This is a genomic window from Allobosea sp. 10L422, assembly GCF_056395345.1.
Genome location: NZ_JBFTJI010000026.1, coordinates 1 through 25,523, shown reverse-complemented (window position 1 = coordinate 25,523; position 25,523 = coordinate 1). Strand labels below are relative to the sequence as shown.

Annotated in this window: 23 protein-coding genes and 1 pseudogene; 10 read left to right on the top strand and 14 right to left on the bottom strand. The window is 64.2% G+C overall.

The features are described 5' to 3' along the window. Nucleotides 1-64: 64 nt before the first annotated feature. Both AC1DEZ_RS27410 and AC1DEZ_RS27405 read left to right on the top strand, forming a co-directional pair. A pseudogene (locus AC1DEZ_RS27410) lies at nt 65-849 on the top strand (IS3 family transposase); the annotation flags it as partial. After that, complete coding sequence (locus tag AC1DEZ_RS27405) at nt 830-958, top strand: integrase core domain-containing protein (RefSeq protein ID WP_476781319.1); 129 nt, start codon at nt 830-832, stop codon at nt 956-958. The pseudogene AC1DEZ_RS27410 and the gene AC1DEZ_RS27405, both read left to right, overlap by 20 nt. Here AC1DEZ_RS27405 and AC1DEZ_RS27400 read toward each other — a convergent pair. From AC1DEZ_RS27400 to AC1DEZ_RS27390, 3 genes are all read right to left on the bottom strand, one after another. Further along, entirely contained in the window at nt 955-1,872 is a 918-nt protein-coding gene (locus AC1DEZ_RS27400; protein WP_476781318.1) for an RNA-directed DNA polymerase, read from the bottom strand. The genes AC1DEZ_RS27405 and AC1DEZ_RS27400 overlap by 4 nt on opposite strands. Nucleotides 1,873-2,341: 469 nt before the next feature. Next, the gene (locus AC1DEZ_RS27395; RefSeq protein WP_476781317.1) at nt 2,342-4,033 is read right to left on the bottom strand and encodes an FAD-dependent oxidoreductase; all 1,692 of its coding nucleotides are present in this window, start codon (nt 4,031-4,033) and stop codon (nt 2,342-2,344) included. Nucleotides 4,034-4,109: 76 nt separating this feature from the next. Next, nucleotides 4,110-4,334 carry a hypothetical protein gene (locus AC1DEZ_RS27390; RefSeq protein ID WP_441470829.1) on the bottom strand — a complete coding sequence of 75 codons (225 nt, stop codon included), beginning with the start codon at nt 4,332-4,334 and terminating at the stop codon, nt 4,110-4,112. A gap of 273 nt (nt 4,335-4,607) precedes the next feature. On the opposite strand from AC1DEZ_RS27390, the gene AC1DEZ_RS27385 reads away from it, so the two are divergent. The 4 genes from AC1DEZ_RS27385 (at nt 4,608) to AC1DEZ_RS27370 (ending at nt 7,816) form a co-directional block, all read left to right on the top strand. After that, a complete protein-coding gene (locus AC1DEZ_RS27385) occupies nt 4,608-5,450 on the top strand; it encodes an alpha/beta fold hydrolase (protein ID WP_441470828.1) in 843 nt (280 codons plus the stop codon). A 52-nt stretch (nt 5,451-5,502) separates the two neighbouring features. Then, complete coding sequence (locus AC1DEZ_RS27380) at nt 5,503-6,135, top strand: glutathione S-transferase C-terminal domain-containing protein (protein WP_441470827.1); 633 nt, start codon at nt 5,503-5,505, stop codon at nt 6,133-6,135. 102 nt (nt 6,136-6,237) lie between these two features. After that, nucleotides 6,238-7,068, top strand: coding sequence for an alpha/beta fold hydrolase (locus AC1DEZ_RS27375; protein WP_441470826.1), 831 nt, complete (start codon nt 6,238-6,240; stop codon nt 7,066-7,068). Between the two features lie 28 nt (nt 7,069-7,096). Beyond that, on the top strand, nt 7,097-7,816 hold the full coding sequence (locus AC1DEZ_RS27370) for a hypothetical protein (protein ID WP_476781316.1): 720 nt from the start codon (nt 7,097-7,099) through the stop codon (nt 7,814-7,816). A gap of 94 nt (nt 7,817-7,910) precedes the next feature. On the opposite strand, the gene AC1DEZ_RS27365 is transcribed toward AC1DEZ_RS27370, so the two are convergent. The 5 genes from AC1DEZ_RS27365 to AC1DEZ_RS27345 form a co-directional block, all read right to left on the bottom strand. Then, on the bottom strand, nt 7,911-9,344 hold the full coding sequence (locus AC1DEZ_RS27365) for an MATE family efflux transporter (RefSeq protein ID WP_441470824.1): 1,434 nt from the start codon (nt 9,342-9,344) through the stop codon (nt 7,911-7,913). Then, on the bottom strand, nt 9,331-10,581 hold the full coding sequence (locus AC1DEZ_RS27360) for an MFS transporter (protein WP_441470823.1): 1,251 nt from the start codon (nt 10,579-10,581) through the stop codon (nt 9,331-9,333). Before AC1DEZ_RS27360 ends, AC1DEZ_RS27365 begins: the two co-directional genes overlap by 14 nt. Nucleotides 10,582-10,643: 62 nt before the next feature. After that, nucleotides 10,644-11,402, bottom strand: a complete 759-nt coding sequence (locus AC1DEZ_RS27355) for an SDR family oxidoreductase (protein ID WP_441470822.1) — start codon at nt 11,400-11,402, stop codon at nt 10,644-10,646. Nucleotides 11,403-11,576: 174 nt separating this feature from the next. Beyond that, nucleotides 11,577-12,395, bottom strand: a complete 819-nt coding sequence (locus AC1DEZ_RS27350) for an alpha/beta fold hydrolase (RefSeq protein ID WP_441470821.1) — start codon at nt 12,393-12,395, stop codon at nt 11,577-11,579. A 185-nt stretch (nt 12,396-12,580) separates the two neighbouring features. Then, complete coding sequence (locus tag AC1DEZ_RS27345; protein ID WP_441471081.1) at nt 12,581-13,567, bottom strand: GlxA family transcriptional regulator; 987 nt, start codon at nt 13,565-13,567, stop codon at nt 12,581-12,583. A 279-nt stretch (nt 13,568-13,846) separates the two neighbouring features. Between AC1DEZ_RS27345 and AC1DEZ_RS27340 the strand changes: the two genes are divergently transcribed. After that, a complete protein-coding gene (locus AC1DEZ_RS27340) occupies nt 13,847-14,635 on the top strand; it encodes an alpha/beta fold hydrolase (protein WP_476781315.1) in 789 nt (262 codons plus the stop codon). Here AC1DEZ_RS27340 and AC1DEZ_RS27335 read toward each other — a convergent pair. The 3 genes from AC1DEZ_RS27335 to tehA all read right to left on the bottom strand — a co-directional run bounded on the left by AC1DEZ_RS27335 (nt 14,626) and on the right by tehA (nt 18,120). Next, a complete protein-coding gene (locus AC1DEZ_RS27335; protein ID WP_441470819.1) occupies nt 14,626-16,509 on the bottom strand; it encodes a cation:proton antiporter domain-containing protein in 1,884 nt (627 codons plus the stop codon). The genes AC1DEZ_RS27340 and AC1DEZ_RS27335 overlap by 10 nt on opposite strands. Further along, nucleotides 16,506-17,087 (bottom strand): NAD(P)H-dependent oxidoreductase, encoded by a 582-nt coding sequence (locus AC1DEZ_RS27330; protein ID WP_441470818.1) that lies wholly within the window; start codon nt 17,085-17,087, stop codon nt 16,506-16,508. Before AC1DEZ_RS27330 ends, AC1DEZ_RS27335 begins: the two co-directional genes overlap by 4 nt. Nucleotides 17,088-17,148: 61 nt before the next feature. Then, nucleotides 17,149-18,120: a dicarboxylate transporter/tellurite-resistance protein TehA gene (gene tehA, locus AC1DEZ_RS27325; protein WP_441470817.1), complete on the bottom strand. Its 972-nt coding sequence runs from the start codon at nt 18,118-18,120 to the stop codon at nt 17,149-17,151. 337 nt (nt 18,121-18,457) lie between these two features. Between tehA and AC1DEZ_RS27320 the strand changes: the two genes are divergently transcribed. Together AC1DEZ_RS27320 and AC1DEZ_RS27315 are read left to right on the top strand one after the other, a co-directional pair. Beyond that, a complete protein-coding gene (locus tag AC1DEZ_RS27320) occupies nt 18,458-18,904 on the top strand; it encodes a (2Fe-2S)-binding protein (RefSeq protein WP_441470816.1) in 447 nt (148 codons plus the stop codon). Between the two features lie 12 nt (nt 18,905-18,916). Further along, a complete protein-coding gene (locus tag AC1DEZ_RS27315; RefSeq protein ID WP_476781314.1) occupies nt 18,917-21,151 on the top strand; it encodes a xanthine dehydrogenase family protein molybdopterin-binding subunit in 2,235 nt (744 codons plus the stop codon). A gap of 126 nt (nt 21,152-21,277) precedes the next feature. Here AC1DEZ_RS27315 and AC1DEZ_RS27310 read toward each other — a convergent pair whose 3' ends face one another. From AC1DEZ_RS27310 to AC1DEZ_RS27300, 3 genes are all read right to left on the bottom strand, one after another. Next, nucleotides 21,278-21,649, bottom strand: a complete 372-nt coding sequence (locus tag AC1DEZ_RS27310; RefSeq protein ID WP_441470814.1) for a c-type cytochrome — start codon at nt 21,647-21,649, stop codon at nt 21,278-21,280. Between the two features lie 312 nt (nt 21,650-21,961). Beyond that, on the bottom strand, nt 21,962-22,342 hold the full coding sequence (locus AC1DEZ_RS27305) for an MbcA/ParS/Xre antitoxin family protein (RefSeq protein ID WP_441470813.1): 381 nt from the start codon (nt 22,340-22,342) through the stop codon (nt 21,962-21,964). 106 nt (nt 22,343-22,448) lie between these two features. Then, nucleotides 22,449-23,021, bottom strand: coding sequence for a metallophosphoesterase family protein (locus tag AC1DEZ_RS27300; protein WP_441470812.1), 573 nt, complete (start codon nt 23,019-23,021; stop codon nt 22,449-22,451). A 1,618-nt stretch (nt 23,022-24,639) separates the two neighbouring features. Between AC1DEZ_RS27300 and AC1DEZ_RS27295 the strand changes: the two genes are divergently transcribed. Further along, entirely contained in the window at nt 24,640-25,350 is a 711-nt protein-coding gene (locus tag AC1DEZ_RS27295; RefSeq protein WP_441470811.1) for a TnsA endonuclease N-terminal domain-containing protein, read from the top strand. The last annotated feature ends 173 nt before the right edge of the window (nt 25,351-25,523 follow it).

The following is a 25,523-nucleotide window of genomic DNA, read 5'->3' as shown; positions in this document are numbered from 1 at the left end:
TGGCCTGCCCCCTGAAAAGTGGTCCTCCGTGAAGTAGGCTTTTGAGCCTTTGGAGGAAGCCGCTATGGCGCAGAAGAAGCACAAGCCCGAAGAGATCGTCGCGAAGCTGCGACAGGTTGACGTGTTGTTGTCGCAGGGGCGTCCCGTTGCCGAAGCGATCCGCACGATCGGGGTGACGGCCTTCACCTATTATCGTTGGCGCAAGGAGTTTGGCGGCCTGAAGAGCGATCAGGTGAAGCGGTTGAAGGACCTCGAGAAGGAGAACGAGCGGCTTCGCAAGGCCGTCTCGGACCTGACGCTTGAGAAGCTGATCCTGGCGGAGGCTGCCCGGGGAAACTTCTGAGCCCCGCCCGGCGACGTCGCTGTGTCGAGCATGTCGTGGTGAAGCTGCGTGTTTCGGAGCGACTGGCGTGCCGGGTCTTGGGGCAGCATCGTTCGACGCAGAGGAAGCAGCTAATGGGGCGAGCCGACGAGGCGGCCTTGACGGCCGATATCGTCGAGTTTGCTACCCAGTATGGCCGTTATGGCTATCGGCGGATCGCAGCGATGCTGCACACGGCGGGCTGGGCGGTGAATGTCAAGCGCGTCGAGCGGATCTGGCGGCGAGAAGGGCTCAAAGTGCCTCAGCGGCAGCCGAAGAAGGGACGCCTCTGGCTGAACGACGGTTCCTGCGTGCGGCTGCGGCCAGAGCATCCCAACCACGTCTGGTCCTACGACTTTGTCGAGGATCGCACCCACAACGGCCGGAGGTTCCGCATGTTGAACGTGATCGACGAGTTCACCCGGGAATGCCTGGCGATCCGCATCGATCGGCGGCTCAGGTCGACCGATGTCATCGACGTGTTGGCGCCAGCACTACAACACCAGGCGCCCGCACTCCTCGCTCGGCTACAAGCCGCCGGCCCCGGCAGCTATCCTGCCGTCGTCGAACATGGCCGCAAAGCCGACCATGCATTAGATTGAAGCCGGACCACTCAATCGGGGCAGGCCAGTCTTGTTTGCGTTGATGTTGAGGCCGACTGTGCGTAGCTGCCTTATTAGATCCTGCAGTGCGCGCCGGGCGTGGAGCTCGGAGTCTGCGATTACTCTGATGTCGTCCACGTATCGGTAGTAATCGTAGCCCCTCCTTGTCATCTCCCTGTCTACGGACGAAAGTACGATGTTAGATAGGAACGAAGAGGCATCGCGATTCTGCGGGAGCCCGTGATCTCGGCTAAAAGTCCATTCGTTCAAGAGGCGATCGAGCGTGGCAATTGCATTTCTGATCTGCAGCTTTTGCGGGCCGGTCGCCGCTAGTTCCGGAACTGCCCTTTCGAGAGCTCCTATGATCTGCACGCGCGACACATTCTCGAAAAAATTACTCAGGTCGGTGACCAATAGGTGACGTCCTGATCTACGAAAAGTCAGTGTCACACCTTCGAACGTGAACCAGCGATCTATCTTATTTTTGAAGAGATATTTCGCGTCTAAGGGTGCCGATTCGTAGCGGTAGCTTAGCACTCGATGGCCGAGAAGTGGGTCGTAAAAGGGGATTAGAAAGCTGCAGATTGCCTGATAGATGAAGCGATCGAAGAAGTCGGTCTCCAAGCCGTAGCGTTCGCCATACCCTTTCTTCGGTATGTTTCTCACGATGCTGCGCGTGCCGCGATATATGCCGTTCCATTGCTGCAAAAGTGCAATAATGACCCGCTTCGCCTCGGCGGGGTTCTTGAAGAGGTCATCATATTGCAGGCAGTCGAAATACCAATCGTCACGCATATCCTGGCGGAGATGCTTGAGTACAAGGTCGAACTGCACCGGAAATCCGAGCGCTTGGCCGTTCAGCCAGAAAGCTGAATCCAGCACATAGTTTGCCTCGCTATTGCTTTCCATTCCCGCGCAGCCCCCCAATTTCGCTGAGTTAATCCTCAGACTACGGCACTACCTAACGTGTTTCGACTGAATCGTCTCTACGGCTTCGTTGGGAGCTGCCGGAGTTTTGAAAAGTGCCCGGGTGAATTGATTGCGATGGGTGCCTAGAGGCTGCGTCTCGCCAAGTTCGTACACTCGGCCCCCGCATCCGCCACCCCAGCGGGGGATCGGACCTTCAGAACGGAGCCAGCGGCCAGTTTCAGCCGTCGGCTGCAGAGCTCATTGCGGTGCCCAGAAGCGGGCCTAGGGCATGCCGGCTAATGGGGAGCGGTCCCGTTGGCCGATCTGGTAAGGTCCGCTTCCGCGCAATGCTCCAATGTCCAGAAGTGGCGCGTTTCGGTCCCGCCACTCGGAGGCTTTCAAAACTCCTTGGGACCGGGCATGCACCTCAACTCCGCTGGCCGTGACGCGATGCAGAGGCCACGCTCCATCAAGCTTGCCGCACCGCATTCAATGCGGGCCCGACGTTCCGTGTCAGGACGGAATGAATCTGGGCGATGACGGCGGCGCCTTCGCCAACGGCGGCGGCGACCCGCTTGGTCGAACCGGCCCGCACGTCTCCGACGGCGAAGATGCCTGGGCAACTGGTTTCGAGCGGCAGCCGCTCGCCGTCGCCGGCGCGCTCCCCCGTGAGAACGAAGCCCTTTGCGTCGAGCGCCACACAGCCGTCGAGCCAGTGCGTATTGGGATCGGCGCCGATGAACAGGAAGAGGTGGTGTGATGTGCACTCCCGGATCGCACCTGTCCGGCGGTCCCGAAACCTCGTCCCGGTCAGGCCAGTCGCCCGGTCGCCGTGCAAATCGACGATTTCGCTGTCCACATGGAGTTCGACGTTGGGCAAGGCCGCGATCCGATCGATCAGGTACCGGGACATGGTCTGCTCGAGGGGGCGGCGCACCACCAGGTGCAGATGCCTGACCTGCGGCGCGAGATAGGCAACCGCCTGGCCCGCCGAGTTTCCTCCGCCAACCAGGACGACATCCTCGCCGGCACACAACCGCGCCTCGACGGGCGATGCCCAGTAGGAAACGCCCGCCCCTTCCAGCGCTTCGATGTTGGGAATGTCGGGCTGCCTGTAACGCGCTCCGGAGGCGATCACGATGGTGCGCGACCGCGCGGTGCCTCCATTGCTGAGCTCGAGGGTGAACGGGGCTTCCGCATCCGCTCCGTGACAGCGGAGCAATTCGACGGTCAGCGGAATGGCAAGCTCGGCGCCGAACTTCGCCGCCTGATTGAACGCCCGGCCCGCGAGGGCTTGTCCGGAGATGCCGGTCGGAAAGCCGAGATAGTTTTCGATCCGGGCGGACGCGCCCGCCTGGCCGCCGAAGGCGCGGCTGTCCAGGACCAGGACCGACAACCCTTCGGATGCGCCATAGACGGCAGTGGCAAGCCCGGCTGGCCCGGCCCCGATGACCGCCACGTCATGGACARTMTTCGGATCGAGATCMGGYGTGATGCCGAGACAGGTCGCGGCATCGGCATTGCTCGGGCTTCTGAGCAATGTGCCGTTCGGGCAGATCATCAGCGGCAGGTCTTCGGGGGCGACGCCGAGCCGTTCGACGAGTTCGCGCCCCTCCGGCTCGCACGCGGCAATGACGGTGTGGGGGTAGCCGTTGCGGGTGAGAAAACCCGACAACCGGACGATGCCCGGATCATCCCGGCGTCCGACCAGGATTGATCCTGCGCCGCCGGTCTGCCCCTCCTCGATCAGCATGACGCGCCGGAGGATGAAGGCGCGCATGATCGTTTCACCGACATCCGCCGATCCGATGACGAGCGCGCGGAGATGCGGCGCATCAAAAGGGATCGCGACCGCACCAGCATCCCCCGCCACGACCGACATGAGGGATGGACGGCCCGAGAGCTGATTGGTCTCGCCGGTGAACTGGCCGGGACCGTAGGTCGTGACCAGCGACGACCGGCCGGCCGCGCCGCGTCGGATCGCGTCAGCCGAGCCATCGAGAATCAGCCAGCAGGGGGCGTCGCGGGCGCCGATCTCGTAGACGACCTCACGCGGACCGAAGCGGCGCGGTGCGCCGCTGGCGAAGCGACGCGACGTCGCAATCTGAAGGGCGGACAGTGTCGGAAAAATCTGCTCTCGCCGAGCATCGCCGATTGCCATGGGGTGACCTCCGTATCGGGCCTATGCCACTTCTCGCGCGCGACGCCATCCGACCAGATGAGGAGCTTGACCGCAATCACGCCGGCGCGAACTGCGGCGCCTTCGGCAAGATGGGCGCGAAGACCAGAAGGGCCAGGAGCGTCGGCCCGAAGCTCGCCCATACAGCGGACAGCGGGCCGTAGCCGGCCGCAATCGTCACGCTGCCCGCCCAGGCGCCGATGGCGTTGGCGATATTGAGCGCCGCGAGGTTCATGGCCCCCATCAGCGTGAGCGCCTCCGGAGCGAAGCCCGTCAGGCGCACCCGCACTCTCTCGACGCATCGTCGGCTCCTACGAGCGGCAGAGGTCGATATGTCCCGATCTCAGGCTTCTTTGTCCGTCAGTGAATCCGGATTGGCTTTACTGCTCTTTGGAGCAAGTTTTTCGAGGCCACCGTCATGTCTTATCCAGGTTCCACCGAGAGCCGCCGCACGGTCCTGACCGCAGCGGTCGGTATAGCGGCAGCCGCAATTCTTCCGGCCCCCGCCTTCGCTACTCCCTTCTCCACTGTCCAAGCATCGAAAGGAACACATGCCATGAGCGCCGCTTACGTCACCACCAAGGACGGCGTGGAGATCTTCTACAAGGATTGGGGACCGAAGAACGCCCAGCCCATCGTCTTCCACCATGGCTGGCCGCTGTCATCGGACGATTGGGACGCGCAGATGCTATTCTTCCTTCACAACGGCTATCGCGTGGTGGCGCATGACCGGCGTGGTCATGGTCGCTCATCGCAAGTCAGCGAAGGGCACGACATCGACCATTATGCTGCGGACGCCTCCGCGGTGGCCGAGCACCTGAATCTGCGCAATGCCGTGCATATCGGCCACTCGACCGGTGGCGGCGAGGTCGCGCGCTATGTCGCCAAGTTCGGTCAGCCGCAGGGCCGCGTGGCCAAGGCGGTTCTCGTGTCGGCTATCCCGCCGATCATGGTGAAGACCGAAAAGAATCCCGAAGGACTGCCCATGGCGGTGTTCGACGGCTTCCGTTCCGCGCTCGCGGCCAACCGCGCGCAGTTCTTCCTCGATGTGCCGACCGGGCCGTTCTACGGCTTCAACCGGCCGGGCGTGACGCCGATCCCGGGCACGATCCAGAACTGGTGGCGCCAGGGCATGATGGGTTCGGCCAAGGCCCACTACGACGGCATCAAGGCGTTCTCCGAGACCGACCAGACCGAGGACCTGAAGGCCATTAACGTGCCGACGCTGGTGATGCACGGCGACGACGACCAGGTCGTGCCCTACGAGGATGCCGCCCTCAAGGCAGTGAAGCTGCTGAAGAACGGCACGCTGAAGCTCTACAAGGGCTATCCGCACGGCATGCTCACGACCCATGCCGACGTGATCAATCCGGATCTGCTCGCCTTCGTGAAGGCCTGATGAAGCGGTGCCTCGGCACTCGTGCCGAGGCACCTGCCAGGAGGGCTGTTGCATGAAGCTTTATGTCCATCCGGGTGCGAGCTCGCTCTCGGTGCACATCCTATTGCGCGAGATCGGGGAGCCCTTCGATCTCGAGGTCGTCAACGTGACGGCAAAGCAGCGGGCGGACGGCTCGGATTATCGCGACGTGGCTCCCAGAGGCATGGTGCCGCTGCTGGAGCTTCCCGGTGGCGAGCGGCTGACCGAGAACATGGTGATCGCGCAATTCATCTGCGATCGGGCGGAGCGACGCGATCTCATGCCTGCTCCCGGCACCATGGCGCGCTACCGGGTCATGGAGTGGCAAAGTTTCGTCGCCGCCGAGCTGCACAAGAGCTTCATCCCGCTCAACTGGAAGATCGACGCGCCGATGCGCGAGCTCGTCCTCGCCCGCATCCGGGGACGTCTCGCCTTCGCCGAACAAGGGATGGTTGGCCCGTTCCTCACCGGTGAAACCTTCACCGCTGCCGACGCCTATCTCTTCGTCATCGCCAGCTGGACGCGCTTCTACGGCATAGCGCTCGACGCCTATCCCCGGCTGGCGGCTTTCCTTCGGCTGGTCGGAACGAGGCATTCGGTCAAGGCCGCGCTTCACGCCGAAGGACGCGGCATGGTCAGCCTCGACGATCCGACACCGGCACCCTGAGCGTCCATCCGCCGACACAAACCCGAACAACTTTCGAGCGGCTGCGCAGGCGCCACCGCTTTCGGAAGGGCTCATCTTCATTCGAAGCGAAAGGAACCGACCATGCCTGATACTCTCGAACGGACTCCGACGCGCTATATCGATAGCGGCGGTGTGCGCTTCGCCTATCGCCGGCTCGGGCCGGAGGCGGGTATTCCGCTCGTCCTGCTGCAGCACTTCACCGGCACAATGGACGCGTGGGATCCGGCGGTGGTCAATGCGCTGGCGGCGCGGCGGCCGGTGATCGCCTTTAACAATGCCGGCGTCGGCACCTCCTCCGGCGAAACACCTGACAGCGTCGAGCAGCAGGTCACCGATGCCGAAGCCTTCATCGCAGCGCTCGGCCTGAAGCAGGTCGATCTCCTTGGCTTCTCGCTCGGCGGCTTTCTGGCCCAGGTGATGGCGACGCGCGGCGCGGTCGATGTCCGCCGGATGATCCTCGCCGGTACGGCTCCGCGCGGCGGCGAGGAGCATCTGCTGCAAGTGGTCGAAGAGGCCTTCGCCCGGAACGCACGCGACGTCAGGCTTCCCCTCTTCTTCACGCCGTCCGAAGCCAGCCAGGCCGCCGGCGCCGCCTTCATCGACCGCGCCGGCGCCCGGACGAGCGACCGTGATCCGGACCGGGGCGAGGCCGTCAGCAACCCGCAGGCGCAGGCCATCATCCGCTGGTGCGCGGAGCCGGACCCGGATCACGCCTCGCTCAGGGCGATCCGACAGCCGACGCTCATCGTCCATGGCAGCGACGACACGATGTTCCCGTCGATCAATGCCTACGAGATGTTCAAGAACATGAGCAGCACCACGCTGATTATCTATCCGGATTCAGGCCACGGCGCGCTGCTCCAGTATCCGGAAACATTCGTTTCGCATGTCGAGACCTTTCTCGGCGCCTGAACTACACAGCAAACGACAGGATGACGACATGGACGCTCTGGCACGGAAGATCATCGATGCCCATGGCGGGCTCGACAGATGGGAGAATTTCACCACCTTGACCGCCCACCTTCGGCAGGGCGGCGTGCTCTGGCCGCTCAAGGGGCATGGCGGCAAGCTAGACGAGACGAACGTCACGGTCGGGCTCGGGCGGGAGTGGGCTTCTCATTCGCCGTTCGGGCCGGAGGGCAAGGTGACCCGCTTCGAGCCGGGCCGCGTTGAGATCAGGGACGCCGCCGGGAAGATCGTCGAGGAGCTGGACGAGCCTCGCGCCTCCTTCGCCGGGCATACGCTCGAAACACCATGGACAGAGCCTCAACTGGCCTATTTCGCCGGGATTGCGATGTGGACCTATCTCAACATGCCGTTCCTGCTGGCTGCGCCCGGCGTCGTCAGCCGATCCGTCGGGGAGTGGCGGGAGAAGGGTGAGACCTGGCAGAAGCTCGAAGTGGCGTTTCCCTCCGACATCGCCACGCACAGCACCGTGCAGACGCTCTACGTCGACGATGCCGGCTTGCTGAAGCGTCACGACTACGATGTCGAGATCGCCGGGAACACGCCGGGCGCACACTATATCGGCAGCTATGTCGAGGTGCAGGGTCTCCGCTTCCCGACCGAGCGGCGCATCTACCCGCGTCAGCCGGATGGAACCTCGCTTGCCGAGCCGCTGGTCGTCTCGATCGACCTTTCGGACATCCGGCTGGCCTGATTCCGCAGCAGGGCCGCTGCCTCTATGCCGCGGCCCTGCGCATGATCCGCTCGCCAATGGTTCGCCCACTCCGGTGCACGACTCCGGATCCGGGCTATTTGAACCAGACGCCCGCCTTCACCGCAGCGAACATCGCCAGCCCATAGGCCAGGAGTGCGAGCGCCAGCGAGGCGAAGAAGGCTTCGAGCGAACCCGTGAGCCGCAAGACAAGCCAGCCGCCGAGCAGTGCGACGACGAGGCGAAGCGCGCCGGCGCCCAGCGGCCAGAGCAGCTTTCCCGCGCCCTGGCTGGCAAAGTAGAGCGACAGTCCGAGCCCGAAAAAGCCGTAGAAGGGGCCGACGATCCGCAGATAGGCGCTGCCGGTCGCGATCATCGCGGGCTCGGCGCTGAACAGCCCGAGCCAGGCGGCGGGAAACAGCGCGGCCACGATACCGATGACTTCGGTGATCGCGAAGGACAGGCCCGCTCCGCTCAGCCCGATCTCCAGTGCCCGCTCGCGCTGGCCCGCGCCGATATTGGTGCCGACGAGCGCGACCATCGGCGCGCCGATGCCAAAGATCACTGGGACCAGCAGATATTCGAGCCGGACGCCTGTCCCGAAGCCCGCGACCGCATCCACCCCGGCCGCGGCGGCGACGATCGCGGTCGCGCCAGCGACGATGAGGTTGGTCTGGAGCGACTGCAGCGCCGAGAGCGCGCCGACTTTCAGGATGCCGGCGAGCGGCTCCCAATGCAGGCGCACCCAGTGGAACCGCGCCGGGTTGCGCCCCGAGAGGACGTACCACGCCATGGCGAGCGTTCCGCCGGCGTAGAAGGTGAGCAGCGCCACCCCTCCTCCCGCGATGCCGAGAGCCGGAATGGGGCCGAAGCCGAAGATCAGTAGGGGCGAGATCGGGATCAGCAGGGCGACTCCGACACAGCTGACGATGGCCGGGAATGCCATGTTGCCCGTGCCGCGGATCACGCTGGCGAGCCCGTTCATCAGCCAGATCAGGCCATTGCCGGCGAAGACGACGCCCGAATAGGTCAAGGCCGCCTCGAGATCGCCGCCGGAGCCGCCGAGCAGACGATAGATCGGCCGGCCGAAGATGAGGAACAGGGCCGAGAAGCCGAGGCCGAGGGCGAGGTTCAAGACGATCGCGTGCAGGACGAGAGCGTCAGCCCGTGCGCGCTGTCCGGAGCCGAGCGCACGCGCCACGGCCGAGGAAATGCCGCCGCCGATCGCGCCGTTCGAGAGCATCGTCATCAGCATGACGGTCGGGAACACGAGCGCCATGCCCGCCAGCGCCTCCGTCCCGAGCTTGGCCACGAACCAGGTCTCGATCAGCCCGCTCGATGCCTGGGCGAGCATGATGAGCACGTTCGGCCAGGCCATCCGGACCAGCAGCGGCAGCACGGGCGCTTCGAGCATGCGTCTGGTGCGCGGATCGACGGGCACAGCCGACCCCGCGCGGTTCGCGAGCTCGGCCGAGGAACCGGGCAGTGAGCCGGGCGCCCCCGGCGCAGAGGCGTCGTCACCGCGTCGCATGGGCTGCCCCGCGTCGATCGAGCATCATCGCCACCAGTTCAGCCAGCGCCGCCATCGCGCCGATGGCCCAGACCGCGCCGATACCGATGATACCGGCACCGATCGCCGATCCGATGGAGAAGCCGAGATACGTGGTCGAGGTGTTGAGCGCGAGCGCAACGGATGCCTCCGAAACTGGCCCGGCCGCGATCAGCCGCGCCATCTGGGCAGGAAACAGCGACCACACGCTGAAGCCCCAGGCCGCGATGGCAGGGAGCGCGACTACGAGGGCCCCTGCCGGCGCCAACAACGTCGCAACGGCGAGAGCTGCAAAGGAGATCGAAAGAGCGATGAGAGAGCTCCGCACCACCCGGTTCGATCCGAAGCGGTCGTTCAGCGTGCCGCCGACCGTGACCCCGATCGCTGCGGCGAGGCCCCACATCGAGACCGTCGCGCTGATTCCGGTGGCACCGAAACCGAGCACCGCCTTCAGATAGGGAGCGATGTAGGGGTAGGCCGTGAAGGCGCCGATCGCCCAGAACAGGCTTACGGCGAGGAGGCGAAGGATCGCAGGGCGCCGGACCACCCCGAGCCGTTGCTTCAGGCTCGCCACCGCAATCCCGAACCCGGCGTCGGAGCGAATCCCGAGACCGATTCCGACGATCGCGACGAGTCCCATCGCAGCCACGGCGAGAAAGGTGGTTCGCCAGCCGAAAGCATGGCCGACGATGGCGCCGAGAGGCAGGCCGAGCGCGATGGCGATCGTCATGCCGCCGCTGACGATGGCGAGCGCACGTCCGCGCTTGCCCGCAGGCACGATGACTCCCGCCAGCGAGTTCGCTCCCGGAATGTAGAGCCCCGACGCGACCGCCATCATGATGCGGGCGAGCATCAGCGCCGCGAAGGACGAGGAGTGCGCTGCGATGAGGTTCCCGGCGGTGAAGATCGCCATGGCGAGAAGCAGCGTATCGCGCCGCCGCAAGCTCGCGGTCAGGACGGTCGAGATCGGCGAGCTTACGGCAAGGACGAGCGTGAAGACGACGACCAGCGTGGCCGTCGCCGAGAGGCTCATCCCGAGGTCGTCGGCGATGGTCGGCAGAAGCGGCGCGATCATGAACCCTTCGGTTCCGATGGCGAAGGTGCCGAGCGCGAGAAAGGCCGGGGGCAGAAGAGAGCCTTCCTCAACCGGCTTCGACGCCATCGCTTCGACGGCGGCGGGGGCCTTAGCCGCGGAGGATAGCGGCTTGTCATGAATCATCGAGAGCGCTCCAAACGCCGCAGGCTCCCCCTGCCGGACCGACATGGGGGCGCCTCTACGGATCAGACCGGAATGGGATTGGCGATCAGTTCGAGATTGAAGCCCTGCACCAGCGCGTGCTCACCGCTGCCTGGGTTATCCCGCAGCGCCTTAATCTCGTCGACGATCACCTCTGCCGCCTCGGTGGCGAGACCGGCCATCGTTTTTTCGATGAAGATGTCGAGCGGCATGGCGCGAGAGTCGCCGCTCTTCTTGATGAGGTCGGTATCGACCCAGGGTGGCGCGATCTCCTGCACCGAAACGCCGGTTTCGCGCAGCATGAAGCGCTGCGACAGCGCATAGGAGTGCAGGGCTGCCTTTGTCGCCGAATACACAGCCGTTGTCGCCAGCGGCACATAGGCCAGGATGGAGGTGTTGTGGATCACCGTCGCACGTGGCTGGGCCTTCAGATGCCCAATCAGCGCGGATGTCAGCCGGATCGGCCCGAGCAGATTGGTGTCGATGATCTTGCGCGACGTCGCATCGTCGATCGTGCCGCCCGCATCGTCGAAGGGCATGATGCCGGCGTTGTTGATCAGCACGTTCAGGGTCGGATAGGCCTGCGTCAGGCGGCCAGCCACCCGTTCGATATCGGCGGCATCGGCGATGTCGAGTTCGATCCCATCGATGCCCGGATTGGCCGTCGTCACCTCGTCGAGCAGCGCCCGGCGGCGCCCCGCCACGATCACCTTGTTGCCGAGCTTGTGGAATGCCTCGGCCAGGCCCCGCCCAATGCCCGAGGTCCCCCCGGTGATGAAGATCGTGTTGCCGGTCATCTGCATGGCGTCACCTGGTATCTCTCGTTGAGGCAGACCGGGCACTCCCCGCCGCCGATGGACCGACAATCGCAAACAATCGCAATGTCTCAAATGACACATAAGCGTCTATTTGAGACATTGCGTCGCGAAATCTCGCTATCGCCGAACGTTGACGGCCGCGCGGTCTGCGGGCTGGGCTCAGCCTTCGAGAAAGCGATCGATCTCGGCCGCGAAGTCGTCGATGTGCTGAAACAGGAAGGCGTGTCCCGCGTCCGGATAAAGCACCAGCTTGGCATCTGGCGCCTGCTGCGAGAGCACATAGGAACGATAGGCCGGCAGCATCACGTCGTGAGCGCCGTTCGCGACGAGCATCGGCAGCCTCAGCTCCTTGGCGCGGTGCAGTACGCCAGGCCAGCTCGACACCGCCTTAACCTGCCCCATGAACGACACAGCGCTGACCGGCGGCCCCCGACCTGGCGCCGTGGCGATGCGGGCGAGCGAGCTGCGGCCGGCAGCGACCGCGCTTTCGCTCTCCGGATAGAACAGGAACAGGAAATCGTCGGCGTCGTTTTCCGGCTTTGTCATGATCTGCGGCACTCGCGGATGCTGCTGCGGACCGTCGGCGACCGGCCCCGGGCTCGACCCCGCCACGATGAGCCGGCGGACGAGCGCCGGGAAATCGAGGGCGAATTGCTGGCTGACCACGCCACCCAGCGACCAGCCGAGCAGATCGACCTGCGAGCAGCCGAGACGCTGGATGAATTCGGCCGCGACGGCGGCGAGTCCCGCGACCGTCTCCGGCACGCTCCCATCGGAGCGCCCTATGCCCACGCTGTCGAAGCGGATCACCCGCCTGTCTTGTGAGATCGCCGCGATGAAGGCCGGGTCCCAATCGTCCATCGTGCCGCGGAAGCGCTGAAGGAGGACCAGCGGCAAACCGCCGATCGGTCCGTCTTCACGCCATGCCAACCGCCCGAAGGATGTTTCCAGCGCATTGATCTCGGATTTGACGGCCACGCTTGCCTCCGGCGTTCGACCTTGACGGTCGAGACAAGCTAGGCCCCACAGTCGTCCGCTCCTAAGTCAACAAGGCGGCAATTCCGGACATGGCCGCCGCCATGGCGTCTTCTTTTGGCTGCCGGAGCGGCACCTGACGCGTTATGCGAACCGAGTTGGGTGCGATGGCTTCGCTGGCCGGGGAACTACTCGCCAGCCTCGGCCATGCCAGATGTCACGTCGCCTGCCTGTTCCTGCGCTTCCGCCAGGCGTAGATTGCGACGCAGCGTCTGCGGCGGGTGCCCGAAGAAGCGCAGGAAAGCCCTGCGCATCCGATCGCGATCGGCAAAGCCGGTATCGCGAGCGACGATATCCATCGGATGCCTGCCATCCTCCAGCATCGCCTTCGCCGCCTCCAGGCGCAGCCGCTCGACAGCCTTCGCCGGGGATTGCCCGGTCTCTTCGCGAAACACGCGGGTGAACTGCCGTGGGCTCAGGCTCGCCGCATCCGCGAGTTCCTCGACGGTCAAGGCGTTGCGGAGATTCTCTTTGGCATAGACGAGCGCTCGTTTCACGCGATCGGAGCGCGGCTCAAGTTCAAGCAAGGCCGAGAACTGCGACTGGCCACCGGGCCGCCGATGATAGATGACGAGCCGGCGCGCGACTCCCCGGGCCAGCTCCGCGCCATAGTCATCCTCGATCAGCGCCAGGGCTAGATCGAGCGCGGAGCTCATTCCTGCCGATGTCCAGACATTGCCGTCCTTGATGAAGATGCGGTCGTCGTCGACCCGCACGGCGGGGTAACGCTCCTGCAGCGTCTTGGCATGGGCCCAGTGCGTCGTGGCTGATTTCCCATCGAGCAGACCTGCTTCCGCCAGCGCGAATGCGCCTGTGCAGACGCCAGCGACACGGCGGGAATGCTGGCCGGCAGCGGCGATGTAATCGCGCAACGCCGTCGTAAGGGGCCGCGGACGCAACTCGCCGAGAACCATGAGGGTGTCGGGAAATTCCCCTAGCGGGACGGTTTCAACCTTCATGCCCAAGGTAGATAAGATGCCCCCGCCTCTCTCCGACATGACGGAGACCGAGTAGGCGTGGCGGCCAAGCTGCAGGTTGGCGAACTCGAATGCAGACAAGGCAGCCAAGCCCATGACTTGGAAACCGTCTTCCATGATGAAGCCGACATGTCTCATCCGCACCTCCACCTCACCGGTTTCGCTTGATAGCATGATTTCATGCACGGCAGAGCGGGGCTCGAAAGCCGTCACGCCAGTCGGCCACCATTGGGCGACATAGCCAGCGGCGCGCAGGCTTCAAGACACAAGGCTGACGGATCGCGCGGATTGTCCCAAATCGGCGTGTCTTTGACGGATCGAGCCGCCGAATATCCGTCTACATCCCGCAAGGTGCATCAGCGAGGCGGCATCATGGTCAAAGCCATTTTTGATCCTCTCAAGCCTGGGTTCATCCCCGTGGAGGGGTATAAGCTTCGGATTCTGCGAAGCCCGGGGCTCGGCCTACCGATCCTCATCACTGCGCCCTGGCCGCAGAGCATCTACGCATTTCACGCGATCTGGGACGACCTGATGCAGCTCGGCCCCGTCATTGCGGTCGATCTCCCGGGCTTCGGGCGCTCGGATCATCGCTCCGAACTGATGTCGCCGGCAGCCATGGGGCAATTCGTCATCCGCCTGGCCGCAGAGCTCGGCATCGCACGGTGGCATGCCATCGGTCCCGACGTGGGCACCTCGGCGATGCTGTTCGCGGCGGCCACCCGGCCCGACCTGTTCGAAAGCCTCGTGGTCGGCAGCGGCGGCGTCGACATGGGCCTGCTCGGCAAGGGCTTGCGGAGCGTGATCGAGGCGAAGCCGGGGACGTATGGCGAGCCCGACGGCGGCGCCCAGGTCGTCGGCACGATCACCCGATTGACGCGTGCGACCCCACCGGCCGAGGCTATGGAAGATTTCCGCCTGTCCTCACTGGGGCGGCGCTGGATCGAGGCCGCGGACTATGTCAGGGCCTATCCGCGCGATCTGCCGAGGCTCCAGGCCCTCTTGCCGACGGTGACGACGCCCGTCCTCGTGATCTCCGGCAACGACGACCCCATCGTGCCGCCGGCCAACGGCGAGCTTCTGGCGCGAAACCTTCCCCATGCCGCCCACCGGGTATTCGATGCCGGCCATTTCGTCTGGGAGGATGATGCCGCGGGCTATATGGATGCCGTTTCGGCCTGGGTCACGGGCGGCTATCGTCAGGTCTGACCGCCGCCCGAGGCTTCCCGTGTGTCGGCGGTGAGTTCCCCGTAGAGCCCGCGCGTGCCCCAGTCCTCTTCCTGGCCCCGGTGCGAGCGCTCATTTTCAAGATCTGCGGCAAGGAGCTGGGCCAGGGTCGATGCGGCGGCCTTCGACGCCTGCAGGAACCCATTCTCGTCTGCACTCGATGGCCGGCTCCGACCAAAGAGCGAGCGGTCGTGCATTCGAAACAAGGCTGCAGACCGATGCGCCCGGTGAGCGCGAAAACCGAAACGGATCAAGGCTTCCTTCCCGATCGAAAGACTGGATTCATAGGTCTCGCTCTCGACGTGATCCGCTCCAAGGCGCAGCAGCTCGTAGGCATGGCGCCGATCCCACGCACGCGAGAGGATCACGAGGTGCGGAAACGACGTCCGAGCCGTTTCGACCAGATGGCTGATCTGCTCGCGCTCGTCGATGGCGACGATGAGGATCTTTGCCGTTTCCGCTCCCGCGGCGCGAAGAAGGTCGAGCCGGGTTGCATCCCCGAAATTCACGCGCTGATCGAAGCGGCGCAGGATTTCGATCTGGGTCAGGCTCGTGTCCATGATCGAGATCCGCAGGCCGTTGGCCTGCAGCAACCGGCCCGCGATCTGCCCGAAACGGCCGAACCCGGCGACGATGACATCGACGCGATCCTCGAATTGGACGTCTGGCGCGGCCTGCTGCGACGGAGCGATCCGGCGACGGATGATGCGGTCCAGCAAGAGCATCAGCAGCGGCGACAGCAGCATCGAGATGGCAACGGCGGCAGGCAGCAGGCGCGACAGCTGCTCGGGCAGCAGCGCAAACTGCTTGGCGAAGCCGATGAAGACGAAGATGAACTCCCCGCCTTGCGCCAGCAGGACAGCCAGCGAAATCGCCTCGATGGGACGGAAACGGAAGGCGCGGGAGGCCGCGTACATCGCGAGCGTCTTGGCGAGCATCAGGCCCACCGCGATCGCGATGACGGAAAGCGGCTGGCTTCGCAGCAGTTGGAGATCGAGTCCCGCTCCGACCGTGATGAAGAACAGCCCCAGCAGCAAGCCGCGAAACGGATCGATGTCGCTCTCGATTTCCTGCCGAAACTCGGTTTCGCTGAGGACAACCCCGGCGATGAAGGCACCCAGAGCCGGCGACAGACCGACGACGGTCATCAGAGCCGCCACGCCGACGACGAGCATCAATGCCGCTGCGGTGAAGACCTCGCGCGAATGCGTTGCCGCGATAAATCGGAACAGAGGCCTGACGGCGAACCGGGCTGCGAGGACGACGAAGACTACTGCCACCAAGGCCTCGGCGCCGCGCAGCCAGGCGGCCGGATTGCCCTCCGCTGCCGCAGATGCGTTCGACGCCAGCAGCGGAACGACGAGGAACAGCGGGATGATGGAGAGATCCTGAAACAGCAGCACACCGAAGCAGGCACGGCCGATGGTCCCCGACCGCTGCCCCTTCTCTTCCAGTGTGGCCATGACGAGCGCGGTCGAACTCATCGCGAGGATGAGAGAAAGCGTCACCGAGACCGCGAAGGAGAGCCCCAGCATCATGGCTATGGGCGTGATCACCACCGACACGGCGAGCATCTGTGCCATGCCGAGCCCGAAGATTAGTCCCTTCATCTGCCACAGCAGCGCAGGGCGAACCTCCATGCCGATGAGAAACAACAGGATGACGATGCCGAATTCGGCGACATGGCTGACGGCGGCAATATCGCCCGTCAAGGAGAGCAGGCCCGGGCCGATCACGGCGCCTGCGATGATGTAGCCGAGAACGGATCCGAGCCCCAAACGCTTGGCCAGAGGGACGGCGATGACGCCGGCAAGCAGATAGACGAAGGTCCGGACCAGGATTTCGCCGGTGCTCATATGACGGTCTCTCGCATCAGATTGTCGAGATAGCGCCTATATCCCTGCGCTGCCTGCTCCAGCTGCTCTCCACGCAACCGAGGGGCGTCATGGAGCAGATGGGGCGCGGCCCAGTGCATCTGGCAGAGCGCCGCTGTCCGCTCCAGCGGCCGCAGGAATTCCTCCACCCTGTAACCGTTGCGACCGTCCTCGCGGTAGCTCCGCTCATCGCCGCCGGTGGAGGCCGCACAGAACAAGGTCTTGCCGGCAAGGCGCGGCGCGCTGCCGCCATAGGCGAAGCCGTGAAGCCAGACGAGGTCGAACCACTCTTTGAGGACAGCCGGCACCGAATACCAGAACAGCGGGAACTGGATCCCGATCACCTTGTGGCGCAGCAGCCTTTCCTGCTCCGCAGCGACGTCGATCTGATAGTCTGGATAGGCCTGGTAGAGATCGTGGATCTCGATCCTGGGCTGCTCGGCCGCCGTTTTCGCCAGGCGGGCGTTCACGACGCTGCGGTCGAGCCGCGGGTGAGCGATGACAAGCAGGCCAGTCGGCTCGACCGGGTTCGTCTCCTCTGCGACCGGGCTCAAGATCATGTGGTCTGCTGAGTTTTGCATCGTCGTCGGGGCGTTTGATCTGGAGGAGACGTCGCGGCGGTCAGCGCGTGGCCGACGGAGCCGGTGGGGCTGGCAGCAGCCTTCCCCTGACTAGGAGCCAGAGTGTCCGCAGAACGATCGCGCCCATCGCGATCGAGACGAATGCAAACACGACGGGCGCCAGGACGGAGACCGGACCTGCATCGCCGCGGCCGACGAGTTTGACCATCGCCGTTGCCAGCGCGGTGAGCCCGAAGGTGAAAGCCCAGACCGAGGCTGTGACACCGGCAGCGAAGATCCACCGTGCCAGCCGCGCGAGCAGCAGGAGCTGCAGCAAGCCGTAGCCGATCAGGCCGTAGACGACGATATCAGGCGGGCCGCTCGTGACGCTTAGATAGGCCGCGGCGCCGACCGTAGGCGGAGCCAGCTGGATGCCCAGCACCGGCCGCAGCGGCGGCGGCATCTCCGGCGCTGTGTAGAGCCTGTGGAGCAGAACGGATTCGATCGCCAACCAGCTCAGGAGGCCAGCCCCGAAGGCGAGGCGGCCCCAGTCTCCGAGCCCGAATGTCGTCAGGCCGATCGCGGTGACATAGGAACCTGCGACCGTCGGCAGATAGAGGACTGGCGTCGTCGCGGCCAGATCGCGCGTGCCCTGCCAGAGGATGCCGGTGCGCCACAGGGCGAAGACCAGAGTGAAGGTCAATCCCGCCGCAAAAAGCGCCACCGCGACGGGGCTGGAATAGGGGTTGGCGGCAATCGCAACCAGCATCGTCGCAACTCCGACCAGCCCGATGAAGCAGCACTGGACCGGGTGGTTCGCCTCCCCGATGGCTTCGCTGCGAGCCGCCAGCCATTTGGCGGCGAAGAGGACAAGGAGAACGGCCCAGACGAAACCGCCTGCCAGCATCAGGGCCTCGCCGATCGCAGCCGGCAGCCCCCAGACCTCATGCGCCGCCCGCCAGCTATTGCCCCACCCGATCAGCCCCAGAACCATGCCGAAGAAGGAGGCGGGGATGGCGAGGGGTTTGCTCATGGATCTGTCCATCCGGGTTGGGCTTTGGGTTGTTCGGCTAGGTGGCTTAATGAGACGCGCGCCTCCGCGAGCGAGGAATATCTCCGCATCTCATCGGCCCGGTCGGGACATGGCGGACCTTAGCGGCAAACCCAGCAGGACCGCAGGACGAAGACGAGGCAATTCGGGACGTGGGCGCGAAACATCCCTGCGCGGGACGTCCCGATTGCCTGTCTTTGCACCACAGACGCGCTCGTGGCTCTCGAAGGGATTTGTCCGAAATCGCCTCGTCTTCGTCCTGCGCGCTGGCCCCGCCCCCTTTAAGGTTCATGCTTCATTCGCGCAGTGGGAAGCGGTCATGACAAGCATCAAGGTCAACGGGGCTGCATATGAGGTCGATGCGGAAGCGGAGACGCCCTTGCTTTGGGTTCTGCGCGATACGTTGGGATTGACCGGGACGAAATACGGCTGCGGCATCGCCCAATGCGGCGCCTGCACTGTACTAATGGACGGTCAGGCCGTCCGGTCCTGCCAGATGCCGCTCGACAGCGTCGGCACCGCGGAAATCCGCACGATCGAGGCGATCGAGCAGGATCCTGTCGGCCATAAGGTTGTCGAGGCATGGGTGGCGCAGCAGGTGCCGCAATGCGGCTATTGCCAGTCGGGACAGGTCATGGCCGCGACCGCGCTACTCAAGCAGACGCCGAAGCCGAGCGATGCGGACATCCAGGACGCCATGACCAATCTCTGCCGTTGCGGGACCTACAATCGGATCGCAGCGGCGATCCATCAGGCCGCTGGTTGAGGAGGGATCGACATGAACATGCTCGCAGCGATCAAGTCCACCAACGCAACTGCGCTGATCCCCGTCGAAGGCGTCGCCAATCTCTCTCGCCGGGGCGTTCTCGGTGGCGCGGCCTCGCTGGTGCTGGGCGCTCTGCTGCCCGCCATCCCAGCGCGCGCCCAGACCGCTCAGGCGGTCAAGCCGGGCACACGCGTTGCCGCCTTCCTGGTCATCGGCAAGGACAACAGCTTCAAGATCCTCAGCCCCTTCGTCGAAGGCGGTCAGGGCATCAACACCGGCATGGCGCAGACGATCGGCGAGGAGCTCGACGTCAACCCGGCCCGCTTCGAGGTGGAATGCGCGCCACCCGGACCCGACTACGCCGTCATCGACGGATTGCGGATGACGGGCGGCAGCTTCTCGACGCGCTCAAGCTACATGCCGATGCGCCGGCTCGGCGCCAGCGCGCGCGAAATGCTCATTCGGACAGCCGCGGCGCGCCTGAAGGTCAAGCCCGACAGTCTCACGACCGAAGACGGCCATGTCGTTCACGCGGCATCCCGTCGGCGCGTAGCCTATGGCGAACTCGCCGAGGAGGCCTTGAAGCTCACCCCCGCCGCCGAGGTGAAGCTGCGCGACCCCGCAACCTTCCGCTGGCTGCGAAAGCCCGTACCCCGGCTCGACGTTCGTGAGAAATCGACCGGAAAAGCGATCTACGCGATCGACCAGAAAGTCGACGGCATGCTCTACGCGGCCGTGCAGCATGCGCCGCATCTCGGCACGAACCCGACCGGGATCGCGAATGAAGACACGCTCAAGGCCATGCCGGGAGTCCATGGCGTGCACCGCTTGCCCGGCGCGGTCGCCGTCACCGCAAACAGCTGGTACCGGGCTCGCAAGGCGGTCGAGGCGGCGGACGTGACCTGGTCCGCGCCGCCTGCGAGTGGCTTCGACGCCGTCGCGGCGGACTACTCTTCGGCGGGCCTGCTATCCACGCTCAAAGGCAACACCGCCCAGGCCGTCTCGGCCGAAAAGGAGGGCGATGTTGCGGCAGCCTTCGCCAAGGCCGTTAAGACCGTAGAGGCCGAGTACGATGCGCCATACCTCGCTCATGGCCAGCTCGAACCGCCCTCGTCGATCGCGCGCTTCAACGCGGATGGTTCGCTGGAGCTCTGGCTTCCCAACCAGATGCCCGAGCTGTTCCAGTCGGTCGCGGCTCAGGCGGCCGGACTGCCGCCGGAGAAGGTGATCCTGCATTCGCCGATGCTCGGCGGGTTCTTCGGGCGCCATTTCGTCTATGGGCCCGGCAATCCCTTCCAGCAGGCGATCCTATTGGCGAAGGAAACCGGCAAGCCGGTCAAGCTGCTCTGGTCCCGCGAGGAGGAGTTCAAGCGCGACGCGCTGCGCCCGTTGAGCTTCAGCCGCTTCCGGGCCGCGATTGGCCCCGATGGAAAGCCGACCGCCATCCAGGTCCGTACCGTTGGAGAAGGACCGCTGGGACGCTATTTCGGCGCCGGCGCGAAGGGCGGGGTCGACAGCTCCGCGGTCGAGGGCATCGTCGAGAAGCCCTATGCCATCGCGTCCTGCAGCATGGAGTATGTCCGCTTCCCCCATCCCGTGACGATCGCCTTCTGGCGTTCGGTCGGTCACTCGATGAACGATTACTTCTACGAGGGCTTCTTCGACGAGATGGCCGATGCCGGGAAACAGGACCCCTTCCAGCTCCGCATGGAATTGCTGAAGGACAAGCCACGCCATCGGAAGCTGCTGGAGACGGTGGCCGCGATCTCGGGCGGTTGGAAGCGCGGCCCCTATGATGCGGAGGGCGGCAAGCGGGCGCGCGGCGTAGCCATGGCCTCGCCCTTCGGCTCGGAAACAGCGACGATCGCCGAGGTCTCGCTCGAAGCGGGCGAGGTCAAGGTTCACAACCTCTGGATCGCATTCGATCCCGGCAGCATCGTCAACCCCGCGATCGTGAAGTCGCAGGTCGAGTCGGCGGCAGCGCTAGGGCTCTCCGCCACGCTGTTCGAGGAACTGGTCTATGATGGGGGCCTACGCCAGTCTCACAATTTCGATGACTATCCGATCCTGTCCCGAGCCGCGATGCCTCAGGTTCATGTCGAGATCGTCGAGAGCGGAGCGCCGATGGGCGGCGTCGGGGAGCCTGGACTGCCCGGCGTTCCCCCGGCAGTGGTCAACGCGGTTGCCGCCCTGACCGGCCGGCACATCCGAAGCCTGCCTCTGTCGAAGGCGAAATTCGGAAGCTGAGCCGGAGGAGAGAACTCTCTTCGCCGTCGCGGCCCCTGTTCGAGATCAAGCATAGCGAACATCGATAAGGGCGCGCGCCGGTGATGTTCACCGGYGCGCGCCCGAGTGTTTTTGGGCGGCCCGCCCCTACTGCGCAGGCAGCGTCTTCAGGAATGCGATGATATCGCTGCGATCCTGTGTGTTCGGGACCGCGATCGCCATGGTCGTCCCGGGAACCGCCTTCGCAGGTCCCCCGAGATAGGTGTCGAGCTGCTCCTCGGTCCAGGTCAGGCCGGAGCCCGTCATCGCCTTCGAGTAACGAAAACCGGGAGCGCTCGCCGCCGGGCGACCGACGACGCCGGCGAGTCCGGGTCCGATCTTGTTCTGGCTCCCGGCCGCATGGCAGGCGGAGCAGCGGGAGAACAACGTCTTTCCCTTTGCCGCGTCGCCCTCCGCATGCGCGAGACCGGCACTCCCCACAAGGCAGGCGATCAGCAGAAGTCGTTTTCCCAGCATCATGACTCATCCCTCTCTCAAAGACCGGCCACTGCGGCCGCGATCCGGATGCGGATGAGGTTAGGCGGCAGCCGAATGCAGCCCGAGGACGAAAACACGCTGTTTCGGGACGCAAAGATATTCCATCACCGGCTTGAAGCTGGGTGAGGCCACCGCGCTCTGGCCGCCACCGGCGATCCGAGCGAAGCAGGTTACGCTTGCGGCGCTCAGCCTGAGTGAGGGCGTGGATCTGACCGACGTGAAGGCGAGGATGACTGCTCCGTTGATGGCAATGTCCTCGGCCGCCCTTTTTACAGCGGTAAGATCCCTCCAAGCTCAGTTGAGAGCGCGACGTGCGTCCAGATAGGCGATGACATCAACGAGCCCGGCCACGGTCTGCAGCTTCTCGATCGGCCGGGCATTGAGGGGGATGTTCGCGCTGGCAAGCCAGCTTGCGGCGATCTCATCGTCACCGCCGACAATTGCATCGAGCGAGCGAAACAACTGCACGAAAAGGACGGCAAGCTCGAACGGCTTTGTGCCAGGCTCAAGTGCAGAGCCGCCGCGCCTGATGCGCGAGATTGTAACCTCACTGACGCCGATGATCGCGGCAAGCGTCTCGGAGCTGATCTTGAGCTGGTCCGCTGCCCGAATAGCGGCTTTGGTGACGACCGCGCCCGATTCAGCAGATGAAACAGGGAAATGTTGACCTGGCACGACAATTCCTTTTCTCAGATAAGGACGACGGCGCCCGTTAGCGTAAGAGAGACAACCCCGAGCGGCGCGGGCCTAGCCGGGCCAAGGCCAGTATCATTGCCCGAACCTAGACCTCGACGATACAGTCGATCCGGAAACCCGGGTTCTCTCTTAATCCATCGCGCGGGTAACCGGCCTGGTTGGCAAACACCCGCGTTTGCCCGACTAGGTAATCGTGAGAGCCGTGATCGTGCCCATGGATCCACAACTCCGGCCTGGTGGCCTCGATCAGCCAACCGAGATTCGACACGAATGCCGGAGACAGTGATCCACCCTGATGTCGCGGCTGCACCGAGCCTGGATGCGGCGCATGATGGGTTACGACCACAGTGGGCCCGCCGTGCTGCCGCTCGAGTTCCTGCCTCAGATAATCGCGGTCTTTGCGATGTTCGGCGGCCGCGTGCCACGGCATGAACCGGGCATGGTGGCCACTGTCCTCTCGATATCGGATCAGGCGGTGGTCGTTCATCTCGTCCCCAGCCGTGATCATTGATGGCTTCGGAGTGCCTAGCAACCGGTAGTCGGTCCAGAGGATCGCACCGACAAAGCGGACCCCGTCGATGACAACGGCGCGCCTGTTCAGCAGCAGGATCCCTGCTTCGTCAGCGGCCGCCTGCCCTTTGGCGAGCTCGGACTTCATTTCATGATTGTAGAATTCGTGGTTGCCGGGGGACGTAGACGATCGGTCGACCTTTCAGCGCGCCGGTGTCGCGCTCTTGCGCGAGCCATTCGACCGCGGCGGTGACCGGCTGATGGATGTCGCCAGCGAAGACCGCGGCGTCGAATCCGGCAGGTCGGCGGGGAATGCGAACGGCCCGAACTCCAGATGGATGTCCGACATGACAAGCAGACGCATCCGAAGACCTTCGTAGCAGGAGGAACGCGTCACGCTCGGCGGCGCAACCGCCCTGAGGCGATGTATGCAGGCAGGAAGGAGCGAAGCGGCCCCAATGACCAGTCAACAGGTTAGATGCTGGCGTTGGCTGACACTGTCAGTAGCAATTCGTGGTTGGGGGAGCGCCAGAACGCGTACCGCGCGGCGAGAGGCAAGCGGCTAAACGCCCGAAATAGCCGGTATCGCCATCGCCTGCGCGAGCAATAATACTGCGAATTTGATATCGGAATTGTAATATTCGCAAATAAAAAACCGGCGTGCTGAATTTAAATCGCGCACAATTACCCCCGCGAATTTCCGCCGCACCGCGGGGGACCGCATAACATTACACTCAAACAGAGTCAAGATACCTACGATCGATTCCTTGATCTGGGAAATTTTGAACAATCTCAGAATGTTGCAGCTAGAATCGAACCCAACCGCTCGACTTCGAACCCCTAGCACCGCGGCTCAAAGCGGTAGCGCGGCAAGCTGAGCTTGAGGGTCCACCGCTCGAAAGAATCGACTCGACGGGAGGCCGCTACTTGCTGATCCTGATTTCGCGAGCCGCGCAATTCAGCTTCCAAGCTCGCAAACAACAAAAAAGCGCCGGCGAAAGCCGACGCTTTTGCAATGAAGTTCGTTGGCGAGAGACCCTAGGAAAGTATCGAGCCCCCGAACTTCACCATCTCAAAGGCTGGCGCCGATGAGCTCCGAACTCTCTTGCGACCTAGGTAACAGGTCAAGCGGTTTCGGCGCTTGCGGCCAAAAGGAGGTCGCGTGTCAAACTTGGAGTTTCGAACAAGTCAGCTAGATGCTGACGAGCCCTGGGCCGTCCAGATCAAGTTCTGCGAGTTGCGATCGCTCGTCGCGATCGATTTAGCATCAGAGCGTTCGATCGCTGCGGTATCCGCCCCTACTCCACCCTCTGTCCAAGACTACGTCGCGTTGATTGCCGAGCTTCCTCCTATGTTGGGCAATGCGCCAGCCGGCTCACTTTCGGGGCTTATCGTTCTGAAGCCGGACCTTGTGACGACCGATCCCAGAATAGCCGCGATCTGCCGCGTTCTGGGCATCGCCCGAATTTTCCAAGGAGCCGCCCGAACGGAGGCCGAGCGATTGGCCGTTGCCGTGCCCGGTTCTGAAGCGGAGGGCATCGCAATGTAAAACCGCGCCCAGAACGAAGAAAGCACTTCGACGGCAATCGAAGTGCTTTCCCGTAGAAATCCTTCGCTCCTAGCGGCCTTCAGAACCTCGGAGCGATTCCCATACCCGGCGACTGCCGACTTGGTCATTCGTGTGTACCTGCGAGCGCGAGCGCGTGCAAGCAGTTTCGCACGAATACTGAGATCGCGGTGGCGCGCCTACCGAACGAATAGATCTCATGAACCCAATTGTTGAAATTGCCCCCTCGCCGGCGCCGATCGTCTATTTGCCAGGCGAATCTCGATCCTCGCGCAACGTTCACTCGAAAAGCCGTGGCGCCTGCCGGCCCAGCATCATTGCAGGCAGCGTCCCCTACGAGCTGATGTGTGAGAGCGGCTTGGAGCGCGACGTCGCCCTCGTCCTCTCGACCTGTCCAGATATTGCGGACATCGTCGAGCAGCCGCCCGCGATAGACTGGACCGACGCCGCAGGAACGAGGCGGCGATACACGTTCGACTTCCTGCTAACCCTCCTGTCCGGCTGCAAGATAGCTGTAGCCGTGAAGCCGTGGGAAAAGGCGCAGCGCGAAGGTCTCGATCATAAGCTGAGGTCCATGGCCCTGCAGCTTCCAGGCGGGTTCGCCGACTACGTTAAGCTGATCACCGACCGGGACATCTCGCTAGACCTGGTACACAACGCCAAGTTGATCCGCCTGTCTCGTCGAACCTCCAATCCGGTCCATGATGCGGCGGTTTCAACTCTTCTCGCCAAGACCCCTCAATCCACCGTTGGGCAAATCGTCCAAGCCAGCAAACTCGAGGGTGAAGGCTTCCAAGCGGTCATCCGCCTGATTGCTAGCGGCAAGGCTCGCCTCCTCAACGACGAGCGGATTAGCTACGCCGCTCGGATCGGTCTGGTCACCGCCTCGAATGACGAGGAGCTTGCGTGATGTCGACCGAATTCACACCCCGCTTCTGATCCGCCCCCGCCGGCTGGTCCAAGGTGATTGTTAGTGGACGGTTGGTCTCGACACCAGCGCGGGCGGCGTAGCTGGTCCGGGTTGCGCAGCCGCCCTCGCGGTCATGGCGGGGATGAAGACCTCTGGCGCGGGAGGCTTGTATC

Coding starts and splice junctions, on each gene's coding strand:
- AC1DEZ_RS27365 (WP_441470824.1), bottom strand. CDS start 9,344: ATGCGACGCGGTGACGACGCCTCTGCGCCGGGGGCGCCCGGCTCACTG.
- AC1DEZ_RS27320 (WP_441470816.1), top strand. CDS start 18,458: ATGACAAGCATCAAGGTCAACGGGGCTGCATATGAGGTCGATGCGGAA.
- AC1DEZ_RS27310 (WP_441470814.1), bottom strand. CDS start 21,649: ATGATGCTGGGAAAACGACTTCTGCTGATCGCCTGCCTTGTGGGGAGT.
- AC1DEZ_RS27370 (WP_476781316.1), top strand. CDS start 7,097: ATGGACGCTCTGGCACGGAAGATCATCGATGCCCATGGCGGGCTCGAC.
- AC1DEZ_RS27315 (WP_476781314.1), top strand. CDS start 18,917: ATGAACATGCTCGCAGCGATCAAGTCCACCAACGCAACTGCGCTGATC.
- AC1DEZ_RS27375 (WP_441470826.1), top strand. CDS start 6,238: ATGCCTGATACTCTCGAACGGACTCCGACGCGCTATATCGATAGCGGC.
- AC1DEZ_RS27405 (WP_476781319.1), top strand. CDS start 830: ATGTCATCGACGTGTTGGCGCCAGCACTACAACACCAGGCGCCCGCAC.
- AC1DEZ_RS27295 (WP_441470811.1), top strand. CDS start 24,640: ATGAACCCAATTGTTGAAATTGCCCCCTCGCCGGCGCCGATCGTCTAT.
- AC1DEZ_RS27330 (WP_441470818.1), bottom strand. CDS start 17,087: ATGATCTTGAGCCCGGTCGCAGAGGAGACGAACCCGGTCGAGCCGACT.
- AC1DEZ_RS27380 (WP_441470827.1), top strand. CDS start 5,503: ATGAAGCTTTATGTCCATCCGGGTGCGAGCTCGCTCTCGGTGCACATC.
- AC1DEZ_RS27345 (WP_441471081.1), bottom strand. CDS start 13,567: ATGAGACATGTCGGCTTCATCATGGAAGACGGTTTCCAAGTCATGGGC.
- AC1DEZ_RS27400 (WP_476781318.1), bottom strand. CDS start 1,872: ATGGAAAGCAATAGCGAGGCAAACTATGTGCTGGATTCAGCTTTCTGG.
- AC1DEZ_RS27300 (WP_441470812.1), bottom strand. CDS start 23,021: ATGAAGTCCGAGCTCGCCAAAGGGCAGGCGGCCGCTGACGAAGCAGGG.
- AC1DEZ_RS27360 (WP_441470823.1), bottom strand. CDS start 10,581: ATGATTCATGACAAGCCGCTATCCTCCGCGGCTAAGGCCCCCGCCGCC.
- AC1DEZ_RS27385 (WP_441470828.1), top strand. CDS start 4,608: ATGAGCGCCGCTTACGTCACCACCAAGGACGGCGTGGAGATCTTCTAC.
- AC1DEZ_RS27355 (WP_441470822.1), bottom strand. CDS start 11,402: ATGCAGATGACCGGCAACACGATCTTCATCACCGGGGGGACCTCGGGC.
- tehA (WP_441470817.1), bottom strand. CDS start 18,120: ATGAGCAAACCCCTCGCCATCCCCGCCTCCTTCTTCGGCATGGTTCTG.
- AC1DEZ_RS27335 (WP_441470819.1), bottom strand. CDS start 16,509: ATGAGCACCGGCGAAATCCTGGTCCGGACCTTCGTCTATCTGCTTGCC.